General features: G+C 66.3%; 21 protein-coding genes. 13 read left to right on the plus strand and 8 right to left on the minus strand.

Annotation, left to right across the window (positions count from 1 at the left end):
* Positions 1 to 382 precede the first annotated feature (382 nt).
* The 3 genes from ACFXKN_RS07840 (at position 383) to ACFXKN_RS07850 (ending at position 4,168) form a co-directional block, all read left to right on the plus strand.
* Positions 383 to 1,414: a cytochrome P450 gene (locus ACFXKN_RS07840; RefSeq protein WP_378952653.1), complete on the plus strand. Its 1,032-nt coding sequence runs from the start codon at positions 383 to 385 to the stop codon at positions 1,412 to 1,414.
* A gap of 193 nt (positions 1,415 to 1,607) precedes the next feature.
* Positions 1,608 to 2,930: a pyridoxal phosphate-dependent decarboxylase family protein gene (locus tag ACFXKN_RS07845; protein ID WP_378952656.1), complete on the plus strand. Its 1,323-nt coding sequence runs from the start codon at positions 1,608 to 1,610 to the stop codon at positions 2,928 to 2,930.
* Positions 2,927 to 4,168, plus strand: coding sequence for a cytochrome P450 (locus tag ACFXKN_RS07850; RefSeq protein ID WP_378952659.1), 1,242 nt, complete (start codon positions 2,927 to 2,929; stop codon positions 4,166 to 4,168). Before ACFXKN_RS07845 ends, ACFXKN_RS07850 begins: the two co-directional genes overlap by 4 nt.
* A 152-nt stretch (positions 4,169 to 4,320) precedes the next feature.
* Here ACFXKN_RS07850 and dnaG read toward each other — a convergent pair whose 3' ends face one another.
* From dnaG to ACFXKN_RS07870, 4 genes are all read right to left on the minus strand, one after another.
* Positions 4,321 to 6,246, minus strand: a complete 1,926-nt coding sequence (gene dnaG / locus ACFXKN_RS07855; protein ID WP_379432754.1) for a DNA primase — start codon at positions 6,244 to 6,246, stop codon at positions 4,321 to 4,323.
* A gap of 25 nt (positions 6,247 to 6,271) precedes the next feature.
* Positions 6,272 to 7,525 carry a deoxyguanosinetriphosphate triphosphohydrolase gene (locus ACFXKN_RS07860; protein ID WP_378927642.1) on the minus strand — a complete coding sequence of 418 codons (1,254 nt, stop codon included), beginning with the start codon at positions 7,523 to 7,525 and terminating at the stop codon, positions 6,272 to 6,274.
* 1 nt (position 7,526) lies between these two features.
* The gene (locus ACFXKN_RS07865) at positions 7,527 to 8,105 is read right to left on the minus strand and encodes a YdcF family protein (RefSeq protein ID WP_379432821.1); all 579 of its coding nucleotides are present in this window, start codon (positions 8,103 to 8,105) and stop codon (positions 7,527 to 7,529) included.
* A 199-nt stretch (positions 8,106 to 8,304) separates the two neighbouring features.
* Positions 8,305 to 8,982 carry an MBL fold metallo-hydrolase gene (locus ACFXKN_RS07870; protein ID WP_378952669.1) on the minus strand — a complete coding sequence of 226 codons (678 nt, stop codon included), beginning with the start codon at positions 8,980 to 8,982 and terminating at the stop codon, positions 8,305 to 8,307.
* A 69-nt stretch (positions 8,983 to 9,051) separates the two neighbouring features.
* On the opposite strand from ACFXKN_RS07870, the gene ACFXKN_RS07875 reads away from it, so the two are divergent.
* On the plus strand, positions 9,052 to 11,067 hold the full coding sequence (locus tag ACFXKN_RS07875; protein WP_378952672.1) for a TPM domain-containing protein: 2,016 nt from the start codon (positions 9,052 to 9,054) through the stop codon (positions 11,065 to 11,067).
* 148 nt (positions 11,068 to 11,215) lie between these two features.
* On the opposite strand, the gene ACFXKN_RS07880 is transcribed toward ACFXKN_RS07875, so the two are convergent.
* On the minus strand, positions 11,216 to 12,532 hold the full coding sequence (locus ACFXKN_RS07880) for an acyltransferase (protein ID WP_379432755.1): 1,317 nt from the start codon (positions 12,530 to 12,532) through the stop codon (positions 11,216 to 11,218).
* 128 nt (positions 12,533 to 12,660) lie between these two features.
* Positions 12,661 to 14,061, minus strand: coding sequence for a glycine--tRNA ligase (locus ACFXKN_RS07885; RefSeq protein ID WP_378952678.1), 1,401 nt, complete (start codon positions 14,059 to 14,061; stop codon positions 12,661 to 12,663).
* 188 nt (positions 14,062 to 14,249) lie between these two features.
* Between ACFXKN_RS07885 and ACFXKN_RS07890 the strand changes: the two genes are divergently transcribed.
* The 5 genes from ACFXKN_RS07890 to ACFXKN_RS07910 all read left to right on the plus strand — a co-directional run bounded on the left by ACFXKN_RS07890 (position 14,250) and on the right by ACFXKN_RS07910 (position 17,816).
* Positions 14,250 to 14,600, plus strand: coding sequence for an ArsR/SmtB family transcription factor (locus ACFXKN_RS07890; protein WP_378952681.1), 351 nt, complete (start codon positions 14,250 to 14,252; stop codon positions 14,598 to 14,600).
* Entirely contained in the window at positions 14,584 to 15,054 is a 471-nt protein-coding gene (locus ACFXKN_RS07895) for a Fur family transcriptional regulator (RefSeq protein ID WP_379432756.1), read from the plus strand. The genes ACFXKN_RS07890 and ACFXKN_RS07895 overlap by 17 nt, the downstream gene beginning before the upstream one ends.
* Positions 15,055 to 15,160: 106 nt before the next feature.
* On the plus strand, positions 15,161 to 15,454 hold the full coding sequence (locus ACFXKN_RS07900) for a type VII secretion target (protein WP_379432757.1): 294 nt from the start codon (positions 15,161 to 15,163) through the stop codon (positions 15,452 to 15,454).
* A complete protein-coding gene (locus ACFXKN_RS07905; RefSeq protein ID WP_379432758.1) occupies positions 15,454 to 17,313 on the plus strand; it encodes an alpha/beta hydrolase in 1,860 nt (619 codons plus the stop codon). The genes ACFXKN_RS07900 and ACFXKN_RS07905 overlap by 1 nt, the downstream gene beginning before the upstream one ends.
* Positions 17,314 to 17,318: 5 nt before the next feature.
* Positions 17,319 to 17,816 carry a hypothetical protein gene (locus ACFXKN_RS07910; protein ID WP_379432759.1) on the plus strand — a complete coding sequence of 166 codons (498 nt, stop codon included), beginning with the start codon at positions 17,319 to 17,321 and terminating at the stop codon, positions 17,814 to 17,816.
* Between the two features lie 16 nt (positions 17,817 to 17,832).
* On the opposite strand, the gene ACFXKN_RS07915 is transcribed toward ACFXKN_RS07910, so the two are convergent.
* Positions 17,833 to 18,162: a hypothetical protein gene (locus tag ACFXKN_RS07915; RefSeq protein WP_378952696.1), complete on the minus strand. Its 330-nt coding sequence runs from the start codon at positions 18,160 to 18,162 to the stop codon at positions 17,833 to 17,835.
* A gap of 92 nt (positions 18,163 to 18,254) precedes the next feature.
* Entirely contained in the window at positions 18,255 to 18,521 is a 267-nt protein-coding gene (locus tag ACFXKN_RS07920) for a hypothetical protein (protein WP_378952699.1), read from the minus strand.
* 136 nt (positions 18,522 to 18,657) lie between these two features.
* Between ACFXKN_RS07920 and ACFXKN_RS07925 the strand changes: the two genes are divergently transcribed.
* The 4 genes from ACFXKN_RS07925 to ACFXKN_RS07940 are packed head-to-tail and all read left to right on the plus strand — an operon-like array spanning position 18,658 to position 21,741.
* Positions 18,658 to 19,236 (plus strand): DUF3558 domain-containing protein, encoded by a 579-nt coding sequence (locus ACFXKN_RS07925; RefSeq protein ID WP_378952961.1) that lies wholly within the window; start codon positions 18,658 to 18,660, stop codon positions 19,234 to 19,236.
* A 12-nt stretch (positions 19,237 to 19,248) separates the two neighbouring features.
* On the plus strand, positions 19,249 to 19,629 hold the full coding sequence (locus ACFXKN_RS07930; RefSeq protein ID WP_378952702.1) for a hypothetical protein: 381 nt from the start codon (positions 19,249 to 19,251) through the stop codon (positions 19,627 to 19,629).
* Positions 19,626 to 21,002 (plus strand): hypothetical protein, encoded by a 1,377-nt coding sequence (locus tag ACFXKN_RS07935; protein WP_378952705.1) that lies wholly within the window; start codon positions 19,626 to 19,628, stop codon positions 21,000 to 21,002. The genes ACFXKN_RS07930 and ACFXKN_RS07935 overlap by 4 nt, the downstream gene beginning before the upstream one ends.
* A complete protein-coding gene (locus ACFXKN_RS07940; RefSeq protein WP_378952708.1) occupies positions 20,989 to 21,741 on the plus strand; it encodes an ESX secretion-associated protein EspG in 753 nt (250 codons plus the stop codon). The genes ACFXKN_RS07935 and ACFXKN_RS07940 overlap by 14 nt, the downstream gene beginning before the upstream one ends.
* The last annotated feature ends 22 nt before the right edge of the window (positions 21,742 to 21,763 follow it).

A 21,763-nucleotide genomic window follows, 5' to 3' on the forward strand; every position in this document is an offset into this window, starting at 1 on the left:
CTACCACCACATCTGATCACCTCAGCCGTTCGGGAGGCCGCGTCTCCGGTCTCCCGGGCGGTCACCGTCGGTGATGGCATCGGTGCACACGGCGCGGGTCCCAGGTCCGCGCGGGCGTCTATTCGTGGGCAATACCTGGGATTACGAACGCGACCGGGATGGGTTCCTGACCCGGTGCCAGCGCCGTTACGGTGAGGTGTTCCGGATCGGCCGCCGCAGTGTGGTGGCCTGCCACCCTGACCTCGTTCATGCGGTGCTGGCCGCGACAAATGTCGAATATCTGCTGATGATGAAACCCGGGTTGGATGTCGCCAGCGCCCAAGATCATACCCGTCCTTGGATGCACGGGCGCCGGTGCGCAGGAACAGGATTCGGGCCGACGATGCTTGCCGCGCACACTCCCCGCATCGATCAGGCTGTGGCGCTGCAGTTATCGGAATCGACCGGCAGGCAGTTCCCGTTGCTGGACACCGCCCAGGACATCTGCGGGCGGGTCGCCGCCGCCTACTGTGTGGCCACCTCCGACGCCGGGCAAGCAGCGCGGCTGACGGCGACGTTCAGCCAGCTGACCTTGGCCGATATGGCTGGGGTTGGCAGCCTTTCGGCAAAGACAGCCCGGCATCACACCCGCCTCCACGAGGCCGAACAGGCATGCCTGGACCTGCTCGCTGAGCTGCTGCGCGAGCGGCGCGTCCAGAGCTACACCGGATCACCCCGCGACCTGATCGATGTGCTCACGACAACCCGGCCGGACCAGCCGGTATCGGTGGAATACGGCGCGCGGGTATTGAAGACGATACTCACCGCTGCCCGGGGCATCCCGGGCGCGGCGCTGGCCTGGATCATCGCCGAGATCGCCGACAACCACCTGCTACGCGATCGCATCCGTAGCGAGTCGGCCCAACTGGCACAGGTTGTGGCCTCCGGCGATCCGCATCACATGCCCTACACCCACGCCGCGGTCAAAGAAATCCTGCGCGTGCACCCCCCGATCTGGTTGCTCGGTCGCATCACGGCACACACCACCCACCTAGACCGCTGGACGATCACCGCCGGGGAACGGGTCCTGGCCAGCCCCTACCTGATCCACCACGACCCCCGCTGGTGGACCGAACCACACCACTTCGCACCAGAACGCTGGCTGCACACCGCCGCTGCGCACACCCACCGCCACGCCTATCTGCCTTTCGGCGGCGGTCCCCGCGCATGCCTTGGCTCCCGCCTCGGGCTGCTGCAACTGACCATCACCGCCGCACATCTGGCCCGCGACTACGACATCGAACTCATCGACCACGACCACACCGACACCCAGCACTCCGTCCTGCGCGCACCCCGGATCAGAGCCGCCCGCCTGCACCTACGCGAACATGCCGCACCACACCAGCGCGACGGCACTACTCACCCCACTCGCTGATCATCGGACAATCACCGCCCTTGCGCGAGAACATGATCCGCAACACTGATCGACCGGCACAGTCAATGGCAGGAAATACGTCGATCACTCTCGGAAGGTACCGATGAAACAGTCTCCGGCTACTGGCGGTGCGTTCGAATTAGAGCCAGCGGGAACGCGATTGACTCGGTGGGCAACTGAGTCGGTCGCCTACGTGACAGAGTTCATCGACGGGTTGCAGGACGCACCCATTATCTATGATGCGGATCCGGTGGGAGTCCTCGATAGCCTCCAAGCCCCACCAGGTGAGGATCCAGCGGAGTTCACTTATTTGCTGGACATCTACGCACGGGCGGTCAGGTCGGGCGTCGAGTCGTCCGGACCGCGCATGATGGCCCACGTCCCTGGTGGTGGGATTGTCTCGGCAGCGTTGGCAGAGTTCCTCGCTGCGGCGACCAACCGCTACACCGCACGAAGCGCTCATGCACCGGCAGCGGTCGCGCTGGAACACGGACTGATGCGTTGGCTGTGCGGCCTGCTTCAGCTGCCCGATACGGCTGTCGGCGTCACCACGTCCGGGACCTCGATGGCCGCACTGTCGGCCATCGTCGCGGCCCGCAGTCACCATCTGGGACAAGACTTTCGACACGGTACGGTGTATCTCACCGACGCAACCCACCGATCCATCCGCAAAGCCGCCATGATCGCCGGCTTGGATCCCGCACACGTTCGCGTCGTGCCAAGCACCCCGGCGCTCCGCATGGACATCCAGGCTGCTCGCACCCTGATCGAAGCGGACCGAGCGGCGGGCCTTTCACCTTTCCTGATCGTCGGCACAGCAGGCTCGACCGACACCGGAACCGTCGACCCACTGCGCGACATATCCGATCTGGCGCACGAACAAGGCCTGTGGTTCCACGTCGATGCCGCCTATGGTGGCTTCTTTCATTTGACCGCCCACGGTCGAAAGATCATGGCCGGTATCCACGAAGCCGACTCCATCTCCTTGGATCCTCACAAAAGTCTCTTCCTTCCCTCGGGTATCGGGATCCTTTTGGTCCGCGATTACGACATTCTCCGTAACGCCTACGCAATCGGCGACAATCCTTGCCTCGCAGGGGAGGGCATCGACGAGATCCCCGCACTGCCCGACTACGCCGAACTAGGTCCCGAACTGACCCGCAGCTTCCGCGGGTTGCCATTGTGGCTTCCCCTCCACCTGCATGGTGTCGCGGCATTCCGCGGGACCCTCGAGGAGAAACTCGATCTTGCGCGGATGATGTACCAGGAACTGCGCTCCGACCCGCGCTTGGACCTGCCATGGCCTCCGGACCTGTCGATCGTGGCATTTCGATTGACCGACGGTGACGACGCAGACCACCAAGACTTCCTTCAACGCGTCCAAGCGACCGGACGCGTGTCGCTGTCCAGCGCGCGGATAGACGGAAGAATCGCTCTTCGCCTCTGCGTCCTCTCACACCGAGTCCACCGTGAACATATCCACGATGCCCTAGCTGCCATCAGGGAGAACTTATGACCAGTCACGAGATGCCGACCTCGACCGAGACGTCACTGTCCGTGCAGGATCTGCCGCTCCTGGATATCACGACCCCCGGCTTCACCTGGGAGGGGCCGGAGGTGGCAGCGGCGCGCCAGAAGCACTGGGCCGCCCGGTCTCCTGTCGGGCTGCTGGTGCTGCGATTTGCCGAGGCGGCCGAACTGCTGCACGATCCACGGCTCGTGCAGGACCTGGGTTCCCTCGTGGAGCGCGCTGGGGCCGTGAGCGGACCGCTGCACGATCAGGCCACGCTGTCGCTGCAGAGCCGCGCAGGCACCGACCACCGCCGGAGGCGAGGCGGGCTGGTCGCGCGGCATTTCTCGGCGGCCCACGTCGCGAAGATGCGGCCGTTCATCCGTGCCACCGCGCACACTCTGGCCGAGCAACTGGCCACCGTCGGGCCATGTGACTTCGTGAACGCGTTCGCTGAACCACTGCCGCTCACCGTGATATGCCACCTTTTGGGGATCCCGCCCGGGGACCGCGACCTCATTCACCACCCCGCCAAGGGTGCCGGGCTGCTGCTTGCCCTCGACTACAACCCCGACCTGCTGCCACTGGTCGAGGCCGGCATCGTCGCCCTGACCGATTACGTCGAGACCTTGATCCGCGGGCGGGTGGCGGAGCCCGGCAGCGACGGTCTGCTCTCCCACCTCCTGCGCGCCACCCAGGACGACAACGTGGACGAGCGCGAGCTGGGAGGGCTCGTCGTCGACCTACTCACGGCCGGGTTCAACACCGTAAGCCACCAGCTCTCCCTGGCCATGGTCGCTTTCGCTCAGCACCCCGAACAATGGTTCATGCTGCGAGAGCGACCCGAACTCGCCGAACAGGCAGTCGACGAGATTCTGCGCTACTGCCCCACCACCGCGACAATCTGGCGGCGTGCGGCCACGGACCTCGATTACCAGGGCCTGCACATCCCCGCTCATACTCTCGTTCACCTGGTCGTGTACTCCGCCCACCGCGACCCGATGGCCTTCCCCGACGGGGACACTTTCGATATCGCAACCGCACGTAATGCACCACTACTGACGTTCGGCGGCGGCGCTCACTTCTGCCCCGGCACCGCCCTATCCCGTTCCGAACTGACTGAATCCCTCACCGCTCTCACCACCCACCACGGCCCGCCCCGAATCACCGGACCCATCACCTGGCGGCCGCCCATAGGGGTTTGCGGCCCCGAAACGCTTCCCCTGACATTCGGCCCGCCGTAGGTGACAGGGCCCCCGTCGGCGTTGCGGACCGGCGTCAGGCAACGTCCCGGCAAGCTGCTCCTGCGGCATAGCACGTTACGCCGCCTGTCCTCGGGGGTAGTCGGGACACGTCCTCCTCCGACATGACGGAAAGGCGCTGATAGACAGCGATTTCAGGCCCCGGCCGCGTAGCCCTCGTTGCCCATCGCCTGGGCCGCGAGGCTCTTGCGATACTGCTCCAGCGCCACCAGGTCGCCGAACAGTGCCATGTAGGTGTCGGGCTCCTCGCTGGCGGAAAGGCGCTGCAGCTTGGATTTGAGCTCGGCGATCTGGCGGCCTACCCAGGCTTCCTGGGTGCGGGCCAGGATGCCGGTGATGAAGCGTGGGGTGTCGTTCTGGGTGCGGACCGGGAGTTGCTCGTTGGCCAGTTCGGAGACCAGGGCGCGGATCATCAGGTCGTCGGTGTGGTCGGCGACGGCGGCGACCCATTCGGCGCCGCTGAGCCCGGCCGCCGTGCCGCCCGCTTGGGCGATCATGATGCGCAACGCCACGTAGGCGGGGTGGGTGAAGGCGGCGACGTCGATCGCGTCGAAGGCCACACCGGCGATTCCGGGGTATTGCAGTGCGGCACTGAGGCTTTGACGTTGGGCGAACAGCACCGGATCGTTCGGGGCAGGCCGCACCGAGGAGCTCTCCTCGACGCGGGGCGCGGGAATCGCCTCGGCGCCCGTTTTCAGCGCAGGCGCGGCATTGCCGCCCATCCGGTTCTTCTTCGCCTCTTCACCGACCCGGCGCACGACCAGCTGGATGTCGTCCCAGCCGACCCAGCCGGCCAGTTTGGTCGCGTAGCCCTTACGGGTGGCGTTGTCCTTGATCTGAGCCACCACGGGCACCGTACGGCGCAACGCCTCGACCCGGCCCTCGACATCGTCGAGATTGTGTTCGGCCAGCAGACCGCGAATCACGAACTCGTACAGCGGAGTTCGCCGCGCTACCAGATCACGCACGGCGCTGTCACCAGAGTGCTGACGCAGCTCACACGGATCCTGCCCGTCGGGCGCGACCGCGATGTAGGTCTGTCCGGCCAGCCGCTGATCGCCGCTGAACGCCTTCAACGCCGCGGCCTGGCCTGCCGCGTCACCGTCGAAGGTGTAGATGATCTCGCCGCGCCAGAAGTTGTCGTCCATCAGCAGCCTGCGCAACACCTGCAGGTGCTCTTCGCCGAAAGCGGTGCCACAGGAGGCGACCGCGGTTTTCACCCCGGCCAGGTGCATGGCCATGACATCGGTGTAGCCCTCGACGACCACGGCCTGATGACCCTTGGAGATGTCGCGTTTGGCGTGGTCGAGACCGAACAGCACCTGAGACTTCTTGTACAGCAACGTTTCCGGCGTGTTCACGTACTTACCGGGCATGGTGTCGTCGTCGAACAGCTTGCGCGCGCCGAACCCGATCACCTCACCGCCGAGATTTCGGATCGGCCACAGCAGGCGGCGGTGGAACCGGTCGATCGGACCGCGCTTGCCCTGCTTGGACAGTCCGGCCGCTTCCAGCTCCTTGAACTCGAAACCCAAGCGCTGCAGGTGTTTGGTGAGTCCGTCCCAGCCCGCCGGCGCGTAACCGCAGCCGAACTGCTGCCAGGACGCCTTGTCGAAGTTGCGGTCGGTCAAGTACTTGCGTGCGGCTTCGGCCTCGGGTTCGTGCAGCAAAGCGGCGTAGAACTCATGTGCGGCGGCATTAGCGGCGACCAGACGCGAGCGGGTGCCGCGGTCTCGCTGCACCGAAGTGCCGCCACCTTCGTAGTTGATCTGGTAGCCGATGCGGTCCGCCACCTGCTCGACGGCCTCGACGAAACCGATGTGTTCCATCTGCTGCAGGAACTTGTAGACGTCGCCGCCCTCACCACAGCCGAAGCAGTGGAACAGTCCGTGGTTGGGTCGCACATGGAACGACGGCGATTTCTCGTCGTGGAACGGGCACAGACCTTTGATCGAGTCGGCGCCCGCGCGCTTGAGCGCCACGTACTCACCGACTACATCTTCGATCCGGACACGTTCACGGATCGCCGCGATATCGCGATCTGGGATTCGTCCGGCCACGGTGAGCGAGTCTAGTCGGGTCTGGTCAACGGCAGTCCAGCGAGGCGGCGACGCGTTCGAAGCGGCTCTCGGTGTAGGAGGCGATCTGGTCGATCACCACCCGCACCCGGGCGGCCTCGGTGGTCGCGGCGTTGAACCAGGGCAGCATCTGGTCGTCGAGGTGGGCAGGCGCGGTGGTGAGCAGGCGGTCGGCGACGGCCTGCACCCGGTCGCGCTGGGTCTGCTGGCGGGCGAGGTGGCCGGGGTCGGAGCGCACGTAGCGCAGCGCCATGGTCTTGAGGACGGCGACCTCGGCGGCCACGATCGGCGGCACGATCAGGTCGGCCTCGTAGCGGCTGAGTGGGCCTTCGCCGTAGCGCTCGTGAGTGGCCGAGATCGCGGCGGTGGCGAAGCGACCGACCAGTTCGCTGGTGAGTCGTTTCAGGGCCACCGAGGCGCCGAAGCTGCCGTCGTAGGTCGCGGCGTCGGCCACGATATCGAGTTCGGAGAGCCGTTGCGCGGCGGCGGCGAGCGCTTCGATCGACTGATCGGGGTGCTGGCCGTGGCCCTGTTCGGCGAGCGCGGCCTGCTCGGCCGGATCGGCGAGGGCGCGCAGGTCGATACGGCCGACGATCACGCCGTCCTCCACATCGTGCACCGAGTAGGCGACGTCGTCGGACCAGTCCATGATCTGGCATTCCAGGCTCTGTTTGCGGTCGGGCGCGTCTTTGCGCACCCAGGCCAGGCGCTCGAGATCGTCGTCGTAGGCGCCGAACTTGGTGCCGGAACCGCTTCTGCCCCACGGGTATTTGAGGGTCGCGTCCAAGGCCGCCCGAGTCAGGTTGAGCCCGAAGCTTTCTCCGTCGGCGTCGAGGATCTTGGGTTCGAGGCGGGTCAGGATGCGCAGGTTCTGCGCGTTGCCTTCGAAACCGCCGTATTCGTCGGCGAATTCGTCGAGCGCGCGTTCGCCGTTGTGACCGTAGGGCGGGTGGCCGATGTCGTGGGCCAGGCCCGCCAGGTCGACGAGGTCGGGGTCGGCACCGACACCGTCGGCGATGCTGCGCCCGATCTGGGCCACTTCGAGAGAGTGGGTCAGGCGGGTGCGCGGGGTATCGCCCTCGCGCGGGCCCATGACCTGGGTCTTGTCGGCGAGGCGACGCAGCGCGGCGGAGTGCAGCACGCGGGCACGATCGCGGGAGAACTCACTGCGATGCCCCTTGCCCGCGGCACCGGGCCATGCGGTCTTGCCCGGCTCGTGGACCATGCGTTCCTGGTCGTGCGGGGTATAGGTCCCTGTCATCTCACTGTCCCGCCTCGTAAGGGAAGTCTGCCGAGAAATGAGTGAGCTGATACCAGAGCAGCGCGCCGGTTTCGCGGGCGATGCCGTGGAATTGCGACTCCCTCGTGTAGACGGCCGGTCCGGTGCGGGTGGGTGCGGTCCACGCTGCCAAGCCTGCGTCACGAGCCATCGTCCTGGTTCGCAGTGAATGCCACGGATCGCTCACGAGTACGGCCGATGACATGTCGCGCTCCCCCATCGCTGTCGCGACGGCCTCGATGCTGCGCAGGGTGTCGGATCCTGTTTCCACGGCGAGGATGTGCTCGCTCGGCACGCCCTTGTCTTCCAGATACGTTTTGCCCGAAGCGGCTTCGGTATACAGATCGCCCTCCTGCTTGCCGCCGACGGTGATCACCGTGGGCGCCACACCGGCTTCGTAGAGTCGCCACGCCTGATACAACCGCGCCTCGAAAACCGACGACGGCGTCCCCGAATACTGCGCCGCGCCGAGCACCACGATCGCGTTCGCGGGGGTGTAGTCGTCGATCCGCGCGACCTGCCAGACCCGGAACGCCGTCCCGGCGACCAGCACCAACCCCATCAGCACCGCCCCGGCGATCAACCGGACGAACCACACCGAGACCGTCGACAACAGCCCACGCGGATGCCTGACATCCGGGGCGGGCGCTGACGTTCGCGAGTATCCCGATTTCACCTTCGTCAGTCTGCCAGGTCGGTCCGACGCCTCGTGTGGTCAGCGGTCACCACCGGATTCCGTTCCGGTGAACGAGCGGTCAGCGTCACCAGCCTCGGTCACGCCATTGCGTGAGGTGTGGGCGGTCGGCGCCGAGGGTGGTGTCGTCGCCGTGGCCCGGGTAGACGACGGTGTCGTCGGGGTAGCGGTCGAAGAGTTTGGTGGTGACGTCGGTGAGAAGGGTGTCGAAGTCCGCGGGCGAGTGGGTTTTGCCCACTCCACCTGGGAAAAGGGAGTCGCCGGTGAAGAGGTGGGTGTGGCCTGCGTTGTCGGTGAGGGCGAGGGCGATCGAGCCGGGGGTGTGGCCGCGCAGGTGGATGACTTGTAGGGCGAGGTCGCCGATTTCGATGGTGTCGCCGTCCTCCAGCAGGCGGTCGGGGTGGACCGGGAGGTGGTCGGCGTCGAGGGTGTGGGCGGCGGTGGGGACGGCGAGGGACTTGGTGACCTCGGTCAGTGCCTGCCAGTGATCGGGGTGGCGGTGGGTGGTGACGAGCTGTTCGACCTGGCCGGGTGTCTCGAGCGCGGTCAGTTCGATGATGCGCTCGGCGTCGTTGGCGGCGTCGATCAGCACGGCAGCGCCCGTGCCGGTGCTCTGGATCAGGTAGGTGTTGTTGTCCATCGGACCGACGGACATCTTCACGATGCGGGCGCCGGGTACGTCGCGCTGCTGGGCGTGATCGCCCGCGGTGACGTGACCGGTGTACTGGCGAGCGACTGTGACCATGGGTCCGATCGTAGAAGCCACGCGCTGCGATGTCGTGCTCGTGTCGGTCGCGGCGGTTAGATTCGACACATGCCGCTGTCGAGTTCGGCCCCACGATCGGTTTCCGTGCTCTGCGCGGTGTTCGCCGTGCTGAGTCTGTTGTGCGCGCCCAGCGTTGTCGCCGAACCGCCCGAGCGGATGGGTCCGCAGGTGGTCGATACCGCGAACGTGCTCAGCGCGGGCGACGAAGGGCGTGTGCTCGACGCGGTCGACGCCCTCTACCGCGATCACCAGGTCAAGCTGTGGGTGATCTATGTGCGCACGTTCGGGTCGTTGGCGGCGCGGGACTGGGCCGCCCGCACCGTCGACCTCTCCGGTTTCAGCGATCGCGATCTACTGCTGGCGGTGGCCGTCGACGATCGCGGCTACTGGCTCGACGGCACCCTTCCCGATGGTGTGACCGACGCCGAACTGGATTCGCTGCTCGCGAGTTCGGTGGAACCCGATCTGCGGGACCAGAAGTGGGCGCAGGCCGCGGTCGACACGGCTGAGGGGATCGGTTCGGCGCTGCAGGGCACGAGCGTGCCATGGGGCGTCCTGGCCCTCATCGGCCTGGGCGTGGTCGTGGTGGCAGGCGGTCTGATGTTGTTCTCGCGCAAGCGCCGTGGCAACAGGGACCGGGCCGAACTGACGAACGCGCGAGAACTCGACCCGACCGATTCGGCGGCCCTGGCGAAATTGTCGCTGCCGACCCTGCACGCGCTCTCCCGCGAGCGGTTGGTCGAGATCGACGATGCCGTGCGAACCAGCGGCGAGGAACTGACCTTGGCGACCAGCGAATTCGGTGAGACCGCGGTGACCCCGTTCCGCTCCGCACTCGATGCCGCCCGCGCCGCCACCGCGAAGGCGTTCACGATTCGTCAGCAACTCGACGACGCTGTCCCGGAGACACCGGATCAGCAGCGCGCCATGCTCATCGAGCTGATCGCGACCGCGGGCAAGGCCGATCGCGAACTCGATGCGCAGGTCACCGATTTCGACGCCATGCGCGATCTGCTCATCGACGCGCCGGGCCGGCTGGACGCGCTCACCCGCGACATCATCGAACTGACCGCGCGCATGCCGGGCTCCGAAGCCGAACTCGCCCGGCTTGATTCGACCTACCCACCTTCGGTCATCGCGCCGATCCATGACAACGTGCGGATGGCGCAGGAACGAATCACCTTCGCCGAGAACAACATCGACAACGCCCGCACCGCGCTCGCGCAGCCGGTCGGGCAGCAGGGTGGCGCAGTCGCGGCGATCCGCGCGGCCGAGGGCGCGATCGGGCAGGCCGCGACCTTGCTCGATGCCGTCGACCAGGCCGCGACCAATATCCAGCAGGCGCGGGATGGTCTGCCTGCCGCCCTCGACGAACTGCGCGCCGACCTGAGCTCGGCCAAGAGTCTCACCGAATTCGGTGGCGCCGACCTCGCCGCCGCGGTCTCTTCCGCCACCGAGGCCATGAATACCCCGAACGCCGACAGCGATCCCCTCGGCACCTTCCACGACGCGGTCACCGCGGATGCCGAGTTGGACCGGGCGATCGCGGCGGCGTCGGATCGCAAACTGGCCGTGGAGGATCTGCGGCGCAGACTCGACCGCACCCTCACCGACGCGTCCGCACGCATCGACGCGGCGTCCTCCTTCATCACCACCCGCCGCGGCGGTGTCGATGCCGAAGCGCGCACCCGGCTCTCGGAGGCGCAACGCCATCTCGACGAAGCGCGCGCACTCGCAGGTAGCGACCTCGACCGCGCGCTCGTCAGCGCGCAGACGGCCGCGGACCTCGGCGGCCGGGCGATGCAGCAGGCACAGGCCAGCGTGCAGGCCTGGGAAACCCGCCAGCCGATGTCGGGCGGCGGCTCCCAGACCGGTGCGGTGCTGGGCGGAATCCTGCTGAACGAGCTCCTGCGCGGCACGATGAGCGGCGGTTCGCGGCGCGGCGGTTTCGGCGGCGGCGGTTTCGGCGGCGGTGGTTTCGGCGGCGGTGGCGGCGGCTATCGGCCGGGCTCATTCGGCGGATCGTCGGGATCGCGGCGAGTCAGCCGGGGCGGCAGATTCTGATCCAGGCGGCAGAAAGCAACGCCGATCACCGCACACCTCTATCGAACTCAGGCGGTGGCCCGCGGGCGACCAAGGACGATTCCGCGGCAGCTGCGGCCATTCGGTCGGTGGCGACGGCCCCGGTCGGTGGCGACGGCCCCGGTCGAACTCAGGCGGTCGCGGCTTCCCGGTCGGCGGGTGACCAGGACAACTCTGCGGCCACAGCATCGAGCAAGTCGGTGGCGAGCGCTCCCCCGCCCAACCGGCCGATGGTCAACCTGCCGAGATAGGTGTACACGAGGAAAGTGACCGCCGCGGACGCCCCCGTGGACGAGCGGGGGTGTGCGGAGAGGTAAACGATCTCGTAGTCGTCGAGGATCAGCCCGGCGGGGGCGCGGAACGTTGGCACCGTTCCGGTGTTGGTGAGGGCGATATGGCCTGCGGTGGAGTGGATTCGGTTGGGCCCGAAGAAGTCCGGGAAGTGCAGGACGGACTGTTCGATCACGCCGTCGGCCAGGTCGTTGTGCAGGCTGGTGCCGATCCGGCGAGCGAGGACGATGAGGTCCTCGGTGTCGGCGGCATCCGCGCGGAACGCGGCGAGGCCGGATAGGTTGGTGCCCGCTTCCGCGCCGACCGGCGGGTCGAGGCGCCTGCGCAGGTCGACCGGATACACGCACGAGACGCTGTCGGCACCGGAGAGATCGGCATAGGCCCGCAACACCGCGGCGGTGACCAACCCGTTGACGCTCACCGCATGCGCGCGAGCCATATCGAGCACCCGCGCGGTCGCGATCGTGTCCAGCTGAATCCGCTCCGGCCGAGCCAGGCAGGCCGGAGCCTCCGACCGCTCGACCCCGCTCACCGGTTCAGCGGCGACGAGCGGACGCGTCACCGGCTCGAGCCCCGACCGCCGTCCACGCCGGATCCCCCGGTGTGCCAGTAACGCCTCGAGCGACGCCGGATACTCCCGCGCCACACCGGCCCCGGTCTCCGACTCCGCGACGACGGCTGCGGTGTCGGCGTGAGCGGCATCGGCCGCGAGCTCCACATAGTCGGTGTAGTAGTCCCACAACCGCGCGAACAGTTCGACGCAATGGCCCGCATCGGCCACGCTGTGGTGCACGAACAACGTGACCCGTGCCCGATCCTCCTCGGCGAGAACCACATCCAGGTACGCCAACTGAGCCCCGGGGTCCATGGACTCGGCCGGAATCCGGACCTCGTCGGGCTCACCGAAACTCACCCACGCACCGACGGCCTCGATATGCCCGGGGCGCAACAGGATTCCGTTCTCGTCGGCGTCCTCGACGATCCGGCACACCAGAATCGGGAACCTCCGCTGCAGCGCCGCGAAGGCCGCGCCGAGCCCAGCAGCGTCCAGTTCCCCGCGCACCGTGACCGACCGCCCGGTGAAGGTCGCGTGCCGCACGAATCGTTGTTCGGACGGGTCGAGCACCCGCATCACGTCTTCCGGTTCCCACAGCACAACGAAGATCGTGAGGCAAGCGCCCACTCAACGCAAACCGTCAGCTACGAGGTGTGATCAACCGCCCAGACCGCGGACGCGAAAGAGCCCGCACCGACTTGCCGGTGCGGGCTCTGCGACCTGAGGAATCAGGCGCCGATCAGCCGCGCTGCCAGGTAGGACTCGACCTTGTCCAGGGCAATGCGCTCCTGGGCCATCGAGTCGCGTTCGCGGATCGTCACGGCCTGGTCGTCGATGGTGTCGAAGTCGACCGTGATGCAGAACGGGGTACCGATCTCGTCTTGACGACGGTAGCGGCGGCCGATGGCACCCGCGTCGTCGAAGTCGACGTTCCAGTTGCGGCGCAGCTGGGCGGCGAGGTCCTTGGCCTTGGGGGTCAGGTCGGCGTTGCGCGAGAGCGGCAGCACCGCGGCCTTGACCGGCGCGAGGCGCGGGTCGAGACGCAGGCTGATCCGCTCTTCGGTCGTGCCCTTCGCGGTCGGCACCTGATCGACGGTGTAGGCGTCGACCAGGAACGCCATCAGCGAACGAGTCAGACCGGCCGCGGGCTCGATGACATACGGCGTGTAGCGCTCACCGCTGGCCTGATCGCGATAGCTCAGGTCGACGTTGGAGTGCTCCGAGTGCGTCTTGAGGTCGTAGTCGGTCCGGTTGGCGATGCCCTCGAGCTCGCCCCACTCACTGCCCTGGAAGCGGAAGCGGTACTCGATGTCGGTGGTGCCCGCCGAGTAGTGCGACAGCTTTTCCTTCGGGTGCTCGAACAGCCGCAGGTTCTCCGGGTCGATGCCGAGGTCGGTGTACCAGGACAGGCGGGCGTCGATCCAGTACTTGTGCCACTCGACGTCTTCGCCGGGCTTGACGAAGAATTCCATCTCCATCTGCTCGAACTCGCGGGTGCGGAAGATGAAGTTGCCCGGGGTGATCTCGTTGCGGAAGCTCTTGCCGATCTGGGCGATGCCGAACGGCGGCTTCTTGCGCGCGGTCTCCTGGACGTTCTTGAAGTTGACGAAGATGCCCTGCGCGGTCTCGGGACGCAGGTAGTGCATGCCCTCTTCGTCATCCACGGGGCCGAGGAAGGTCTTGAGCAGGCCGGAGAAGTTGCGCGGCTCGGTCCACTTGCCGGGCTGGCCGGTGTCGGGATCGTTGATATCGGCCAGGCCGTTGGCCGGCGGGCGGCCGTGCTTGGCCTCGTAGGCCTCGATGAGATGGTCTGCGCGGTAACGCTTGTGCGTGTGCAGCGACTCGACCAGCGGATCGGAGAAGGTGGCCACGTGGCCCGATGCCTCCCAGACCTGGCGCGGCAGGATCACCGAGGAGTCGAGGCCGACGACATCGTCGCGGCTGGTGACCATGGTCCGCCACCACTGCCGCTTGATGTTGTCCTTCAGTTCGACGCCGAGCGGACCGTAGTCCCACGCCGACTTGGTGCCTCCGTAGATCTCACCGCACGGGTAGACCAGACCCCGGCGCTTGGCGAGGTTGGCAACGGTGTCCACCTTCGACTTGGGTGCCACGCGAGATTTCTCCATCCACTGCGAGTCGGAATGTTCACTACGTCGGCTCTCTTGCACTACGACGTAGCGTTCGTATTGCAATAGAGCGTATCGGCACCCGTCCAGTGAGTTAGCAGCACCCGAGGTGTCCAGCGCGGCGCGTCATTTGACATGCGCAACCATGCATATCAAAATGGAATCTGTTTCCATTAAGGAGTTGGTTCATGACCACCGAGGCCGCGCCCGCGCACCAGCACAACCCGTACCACTCTCCCGCCCCCGCCGCCGTGCCGTCGCGCACGGTACTCGAGGACGCGGGCGAGCTGCTGCGGGCACTCGCCGCGCCGGTACGCATCGCCATCGTGCTGCAGTTGCGTGAGTCGCCGCGCTGCGTACACGAGCTGGTCGACGCGCTCGGCGTCACCCAGCCGCTGGTCAGCCAGCATCTGCGGATTCTCAAATCGGCGGGCGTCGTACACGGCGAACGTTCGGGCCGCGAGGTGCTCTACGAACTCGTCGACGATCATCTGGCGCACATCGTCGTCGATGCCGTCGCCCATGCCGAGGAAGGGTAATCCGTTGGCAGACAACACCTCCGCGAAGCAGGTCGGGGTTCGCAGCACCCGTCAGCGCAGTGCCATCTCGGCCCTGCTCAGCAATATCGACGAGTTCCGTTCGGCGCAGGAATTGCACGACGAGCTCCGCAAACGCGGCGAGGGCATCGGCCTGACCACCGTCTACCGCACCCTCCAGTCCCTCGCCGACGCGGGCATGGTCGACGTGCTGCGCACCGACACGGGCGAATCCGTCTACCGCCAGTGCTCGAGCGGCCACCACCACCACCTGGTCTGCCGCCATTGCGGCCGCACCGTCGAGGTCGAGGGCCCGACGGTCGAGGCGTGGGCCGAGACGATCGCGAGCGACCACGGATTCACCGAGGTGAGCCACACGCTCGAGATCTTCGGCACCTGCCGCGAGTGCGTGCGCAGCCGGGCCGAGGCGGACGAGGACGAACCCGCATCAGTGTGACTCACGTCACATGATGGAACCTTCGCTTCGCGTGCCCCGTCCAACCTTCACGAGGGGACCGGTCCACACGGACGCGTAGTCCTTCGGCAGCGAAGGAGGGGACATCGTGAGTGGGACCCTGGGCGTCGAGCCCGATCAGTTGAAGACCATGGCGGCGGCCTGGCGGCGGGAGGCAGGCGAGGTCGACGCACTGAGCTGGGCGACCGCAGGCGAGGCGACCGGCGACGGCAGTGACGTACTCGCCGCCGTGCGCGGACTGGCCGACCCGGCTTCGCAGGCGATGGACTCGATCGCGACCCGATACACGACGCTGGCAGACCTGGTCGACAAATTCTCGGCCGATATCCAGGCCAAAGATGCCGAGACCGCGGGCGAAATCGGGAAGCTCGGTACCCGCTGATGCGGCCGACGATCCCCCAACTCGACACCTGGAATCTCGAGGGGCTGCACCGCGCCGCCGAAGCCGCCCGTGCCAATGCCGACATCCTCTCGACCTCGGTCGATGACTGCTCGCGCGCGGTCTCGACGGCGGGTAGCTGGCACGGACAAACCAAGGACGCGGCGTCGCGACGCATCGACGAGGAAGTCGATCACGGGTATGAGGTGCGCACCGTGCTGCTGCGGGTCGCCGACGATGCCGAAGATGCCTATCAGGGCCTGAACCACTCCAAAACCTATGTGCTGGACCAGAAGAACCTCGCGGTCGCACAAGGTTTCGCGGTTGCCGCCGACGGACGGGTGACTCATCCCGATCCGGAAAAGGAAGGCGACGCAGGGGTTTTCCAGCTCAACCTGATGAGCGGGCTGGACGAAATCGAACGCCTCGACAACGTGTTCGGTACGCGACTGCGCGAGTCTGTCGGCGACCTCGGCGCGATGCGCGACGGTCAACCCGACATCACGCTGGCCGACGGGTCGGTCCAGGATCCGGATGCTGTGGCGATCCGATTGGCATCGATGTCGCCGGATGAGCGGGCGACTTTCCTGGCCGGGTTGAGTGCGCAAGCGCAACGCCAACTGGTGATCGCGGCGCCGGAGAAGCTGGGCAACCTGAACGGGGTGCCGTTCGTGATGCGGATCGAGGCCAATGAGATCAACGTCCGCAATGCGCTCACCTCGGAGAGGGCTGAGCCGAATCGGGACGAGTCCAGGATCACGCAGTTGGAGGCGATGCTGGCGCCGGTGCCGAATCCCGAAGGCACGGGCACTCTCGCTGCAGCGGCCGCGGCGACCGGCAAGGACGCGACCCCGCGGCTGGATATGGTCGACCGTAAGTTCGTCATGTTCAGCACCGAAGGCAACGGTCGGATGATCGAGATGATCGGCGAGATGAAGTCCGGTGCGCCGGGCGTCGGCGTCTATGTACCCGGCACCAGTACCAATCTCAATGGCTCCGGGTCCAACCACGTTGCGGCGTGGAACCTGGCGGACAAATCCGGGAGTCCGGTCTTCCTCTACATGGAGGGCGACTTCCCCCAGAGTCTTACGAGTCCTTCCGACGGTGCGCCGAGCCCCGGGTTCGCGGCGGACATGGCGCCTCGGCTTGTCGACTTCGGCCGCGAAATCGACCGGGAAGTCGCGGCGACCACACCCGGTACGCCCGTCTCCTACGTCGGGCACTCCTACGGTGGTTCGATCGTCGGCTCGGCGGAGCAGCTCGGTTTGCGTGCCGACCGGATTCTGCACGCATCGTCGGCAGGCACAGGCGTTTTCGACACGGGCTGGAACAACCCGAACCCGGACGTCCAGCGATATTCGATGACCGCACCTGGTGACTTGATCGGTGTTGTGCAGTCGTATCCCCATGAGGGACTGCGGATTCCAGGAGCGGTGGGACTTCCCGGCAACCCCCATGCCTCCGAGCTGCTCGGGGGCGATCCCGACGAATTGCCCGGCGTGACCCGCCTGGACACTGGCTTCTACAGTGACGGATCCACCGACCATCCGAACGAGGTCGTCTTCGGATCCGACGGGCACGGCAAGTACTGGGACGATCCGAACTCGACAGCGTTCGAGAACATCGTCGGTGTTATCAGCGGATCGGACGCGACCGCGTACGTCGAGCGCGGAATCGAAACACGTTATGTCGATATCGGTTTGGGTGACAACGGCGATGGCGGCAAGGAAGCGTTCGACGCGGCGAAGGCCGCCGGTGCCGGCGCCCTCGCGGATGCCTTCGGCGATCCGAACCTCGACCCTTACGCGAACCCTCACATCACCGACAACCCCCAACTCGGCGAAAAGATCGACGTCACATGAGAATGATGACCGCACTTGTGGTGCTTGCCACCGCGACTCTGACCGGGTGCGGCGCCTTGATCAACGAAGGTCCGACCAACCAGGAGATCAAGGACGTAACGGGGCTGACCGTCGCCGAAGCGGGTCCGATTGTCGAGCACAATCTCGAACTCGTCTGGCCGCAACAGGTGAGGATCGAACGCGCCCCGCTGCCCTATTCTGGCGTCGGCTGTCGAACCAACGACTCGATGATGTCGGAAGGGCCGCCATGGCGGCTCCGCGTCACGATGGAGGAGGTGAACCCGTCCCAGGAGTTCATCGACCGTGCGATGGCCAACCTCGCAGCGATGACCACGCGGGGATTCACACTCGAACCGAGCCAGCGGCCGGACGACGACCCGGCGAATCGGTTCTACCGCGATGCACACGGCTACACCGTCTCGTCGTCCCGCGACACCTCTGTCGGGCCGACAAGTGAAGTGCGGTTCTCGATGACCGCCTCCTCACCCTGCGCGGCGGAGTAGAGATATCGCCGATGGCTCACACCTTGACGACAGCGATTGTGCTCGGAAGCAAACTCTCCATATCGTCGACATCGGAGGTGAAGACGGTGACCTGCCCCCGCTGTGCTGCCGCGATGACGGCCAGTACCGCGTCGATGGCGTATTCGTGCCCGTGCAAGCCTGCGGTAGTCAAGGCCCGTCTGGCCTTGCGCGCCTCGTCCTTGCCGATCTCAGCCACGACCATGCGCGACAGAACCCAATCCCATCGCTGCTCGGTCGTTGTGCCGTCGTATGCCTCGACCAACGTCATCGGTGTCGTCACGACATCGGCCGCGCCTCGGGCGGCGAGCTCGAGACGAGCGATCATTTTGCGGTCACCCCCAACCGCGAGCGAGAGCGCCTCGCTGTCGAGGACAAAGGTCCGTAGCGGTGCGGTTCGTGCCGCACGCGCTTTACCCTTCACGCGACGTCGCCCTGTGCACGGCGGCGACCGTGCTCAGCGTCCAGCATCTCCAACTCGCGCAACGCTTCCGCTTGCTCAGCGGCTGTCACCGGACCATGTTCAGCCTGCAACCAATCGACCAGCTCCGTCAGCCGATCACGATCCCGTTTGGCGCGCAGCGCTTCCGCCACGTAGGAAGACAGTCCGCGCTCGCCGGTTTCGGACCGGATCTCGTCGATCAGGTCCGCGGGGATCGTCACCGTCACCTTCTTGGTGTTCGCCATACTTAAGACCATACACTTGGTATTTGGCTGCATACTGCCGATTCACTGGTATCGAACTGTCACGATGGGCGCAAGAGTGGCTACGATCTCGGGGGACGTCATGGGTGGGCACCGGCGCTCTGGGAGGGATGCGGAAATGACAGTTCGAATCAGTACGGCGAGAGTGGTCGGCGTTGTCGTGGCGGTGGGGTCGGCTGTTGTGGGGTGTGGGGGCGGGGAGCAGGGGACGGCTGGTCCGCAGACGAGTGCTGTGAGCGTGGCGGCGAGTCCTACCTCGGTGGATGCCGAGGCGAAGGTGTGGGATCCGTGTTCGTTGCCGGATTCGGCGATCAGTGGAGCTGGGCTGAATGCCGGGAGCAAATCGAAAGACGTCGCCGGGGTGGACTTCACCGGGTGGAAGGTTTGCGCCTGGAAAGACCCAGGAAACCAGTACAGCTTGGCGCTCATGTCGTCCGAGCACACCTTGGCCGAGTCTCGTCAGCGGACAACCGAATACACCGATTTTGCCGACGTGACGATCGGCGCATTCAAGGCACTACAGTTCCGGCCAGTCGGGTCCGCGAACGACCTTGCGTGCTACGTCAGCGTTGAGGTCACCAACGGATCAGTCGATTTCCACCTGCAGAACCGCGTCTCAGCGAAGAACCCGCCTGAGCCGTGCGCCGAGGCGACTCGACTCAGTACAGCTCTGGCCCAGTACCTCCCAGCGAACTGACGAGGTGGCAGCATGGTGCTGGGAATCGATCCGAATCAGTGGAACCAACTGCTGACCCAAGCCAACGCGGGCGAGTTGGCACTCGATCCGGAAGTCGGCCGTGACCTCGACCGCGTGTGCGATGACCACATCAGTCGGTTGGAAGAGGTGTTCTTGTCGGTCGAGCGAGTGGGTCGCATCTCAGGCTTCGGTTCGTTCGACTCCAGTGCGATCCTCGAGAAGAAGTTCTCCCAGACCGCATCCGGCGGCGATCGCGCGTTGGATACTGTGCTCCGGCAGCACATCGAGGCAGTCCAGACAGCGAAAGAGGTTGTCGCCAAAGCGATTGCGAACTTCGTCGCCCAAGACGAAGCTACCGGCGCCGCGATCTCCGCGACAGGAGAACACCTGTGACCTACGAGGACTACAAGAGCAGGGTGATCGCCGCACAGGAGCAGTGGAATACCGAGCGGGCCAAGATCTATGACCGACAGCTCGCGGGCAACTACTCCACGATCTTCGGCGGCGACATCCAACCACCGCACATCACCACCCCTGACAGCTACGACAGCATGACGCTCGAGCAGATGCAGGCAGCGGTCGCGGCGATGAAACCGCAGCTCGTCGATGACGCGGTCACCGCGTGGGCGAATATCGGCGGTGCGCTGATGGGCACGTTCATCGGGTTCAACCAGCAGTTCGCCCGCACCATCACCGGCGCCGACGGCCACAGCGGGTGGACGGGCGCGGCGGCTTCCGCTGCGGTAGCCGCCGTGAACAACTATGCCCAGCAATCGATTCCGCTTTCTCAGGCCGCGACCGCGATCAGTCTCAAACTGACCGAGATGCGCACCGGAATCGAGCAGACCCAGGCGTTGATGCCCGGCCTCACCGAGCGCACCAACGTCACCGGCAAGTCGCTGCCCACCGACGGCGTGATGAAGGTCGACGACCACAACCGCGACGAGGCCACCCAGGAGGGCAGACGGATCCTGCGCTCCGTGTACAGCCAGGTCGCCGGTCAAACCGACAACGGCGTCCCCTTCCTGCCTGCAGCACCGACCATTGCCGGCGACGACGGCGGTCCCGGAAGCAACGGCGATACGAACACCGTTGGTAACCAAAATGGTTCGACCACCGATGGCACCACAACCGAAGACCCGACAGCGGATTCGTCTGGCGACGGCGCGATGCCCGAGGATTCCGGCACCGAACCGTCCTCCACCACACCGTCTTCGACCGAGCCGGGCTCGACCACACCTCAAAGCACAACCACCACATCGCAATCCACCACAACACCGACCGCTACAACACCGACCAGCCCCGGCGTGGCGACTCCGGGGACCGGCAGCCCCGGCGTCGGCGGCTCAGTCGTCGGCAGCCCCGGCGTCGGCGGCTCAGTCGTCGGCAGCCCTGGTGGCAGCGGCTCAGTCGTCGGCAGCCGCGGTGGCAGCGGTCAGGGCGGGAGCGGCTCTCCCCGCGCCGGCGGCGGCACCCCGACGAGCGCATCCCCCGGCAACGCCGTCCCGGGCAGCCAGTCCCCCGCGGCAGCGGCAGCAGCCGGAACCCGCTCGGGCACAACTTCTTCCGGGACCGGTCGCGGCGCGGCAGGTATCGGTGGCATGGGCGCCCCCGGCGCGGGTCGCGGCAACTCCGACGAGGAACGAACCAAAGCCATCCCCGACTACCTGATCACCCAGGAAAACGCCGACCTCCTGCTCGGCACGAACGAGATCAGGACCGTACCCCCCGTGATCGGCGGAGACAACGACAGTGCACCGAACTGAATTCACCGGAATCGAGTTCGAGATCCTGTGGTCCGGCTACGGCCGCGACCGCCTCCCCTACCCCCTCCAATACCGCACCGACATCACCGAATTCGACGAGCTGAAGCAGCAGCGCGAGGCGGCCGTGGAAACCCTCCTCCGCAAATACGACCCCGCGGTGGAGCGCGCCCTGTCCGTCTTGCTCGACCCCGAGGCCAGAGTCGAATCCAAAGGCTATGTAGGCAAGGACAACTCGAACATCATCCGCTTCCACGGCGCGGTCCGCGGCGCGATCGGCGCCACCCTGCAACAAGCACCCGGCACCACGGAGGACACCGGCGCAGGCGTCACCCTCACCTATTGCACCCCCATCCAGGTAGCGGCCCTGACCGTAGCCGCCCTCCCCCGCACCAAACCGGGCAAGAAACCCCCGGTCGAGGTGCGCCGAGACCAACTGGCCGCCGAAGAAGACCACTTCGAATACCGAGCGGGCCGACTCACCTCCGCCGACCAGCTCAACACCATCTTCCGCCGCCCCCGCCAAGCCTTCGGCGAAGTCTCCGCCCTCTCCGGCCCCGCCCTCGACGCCCGCCCCACCCCCGCCCGCACCTTCTGGTGGATGGACTACCCCGACGGCCGCTACTACGTAAAAACCGGCGACCCCATCATCGCCGAACCCCTCCCCACCGACCGCATGATCGCCGGAATCCACCGCATGCTCACCCGAGCCCAGCGCTACCACCAAGAATTCGGCCACTAACGACCACCGCGCAGGGCAATCG

Source organism: Nocardia sp. NPDC059195 (assembly GCF_042754695.1).
In the GTDB taxonomy this organism is placed as follows: Bacteria; Actinomycetota; Actinomycetes; order Mycobacteriales; family Mycobacteriaceae; genus Nocardia.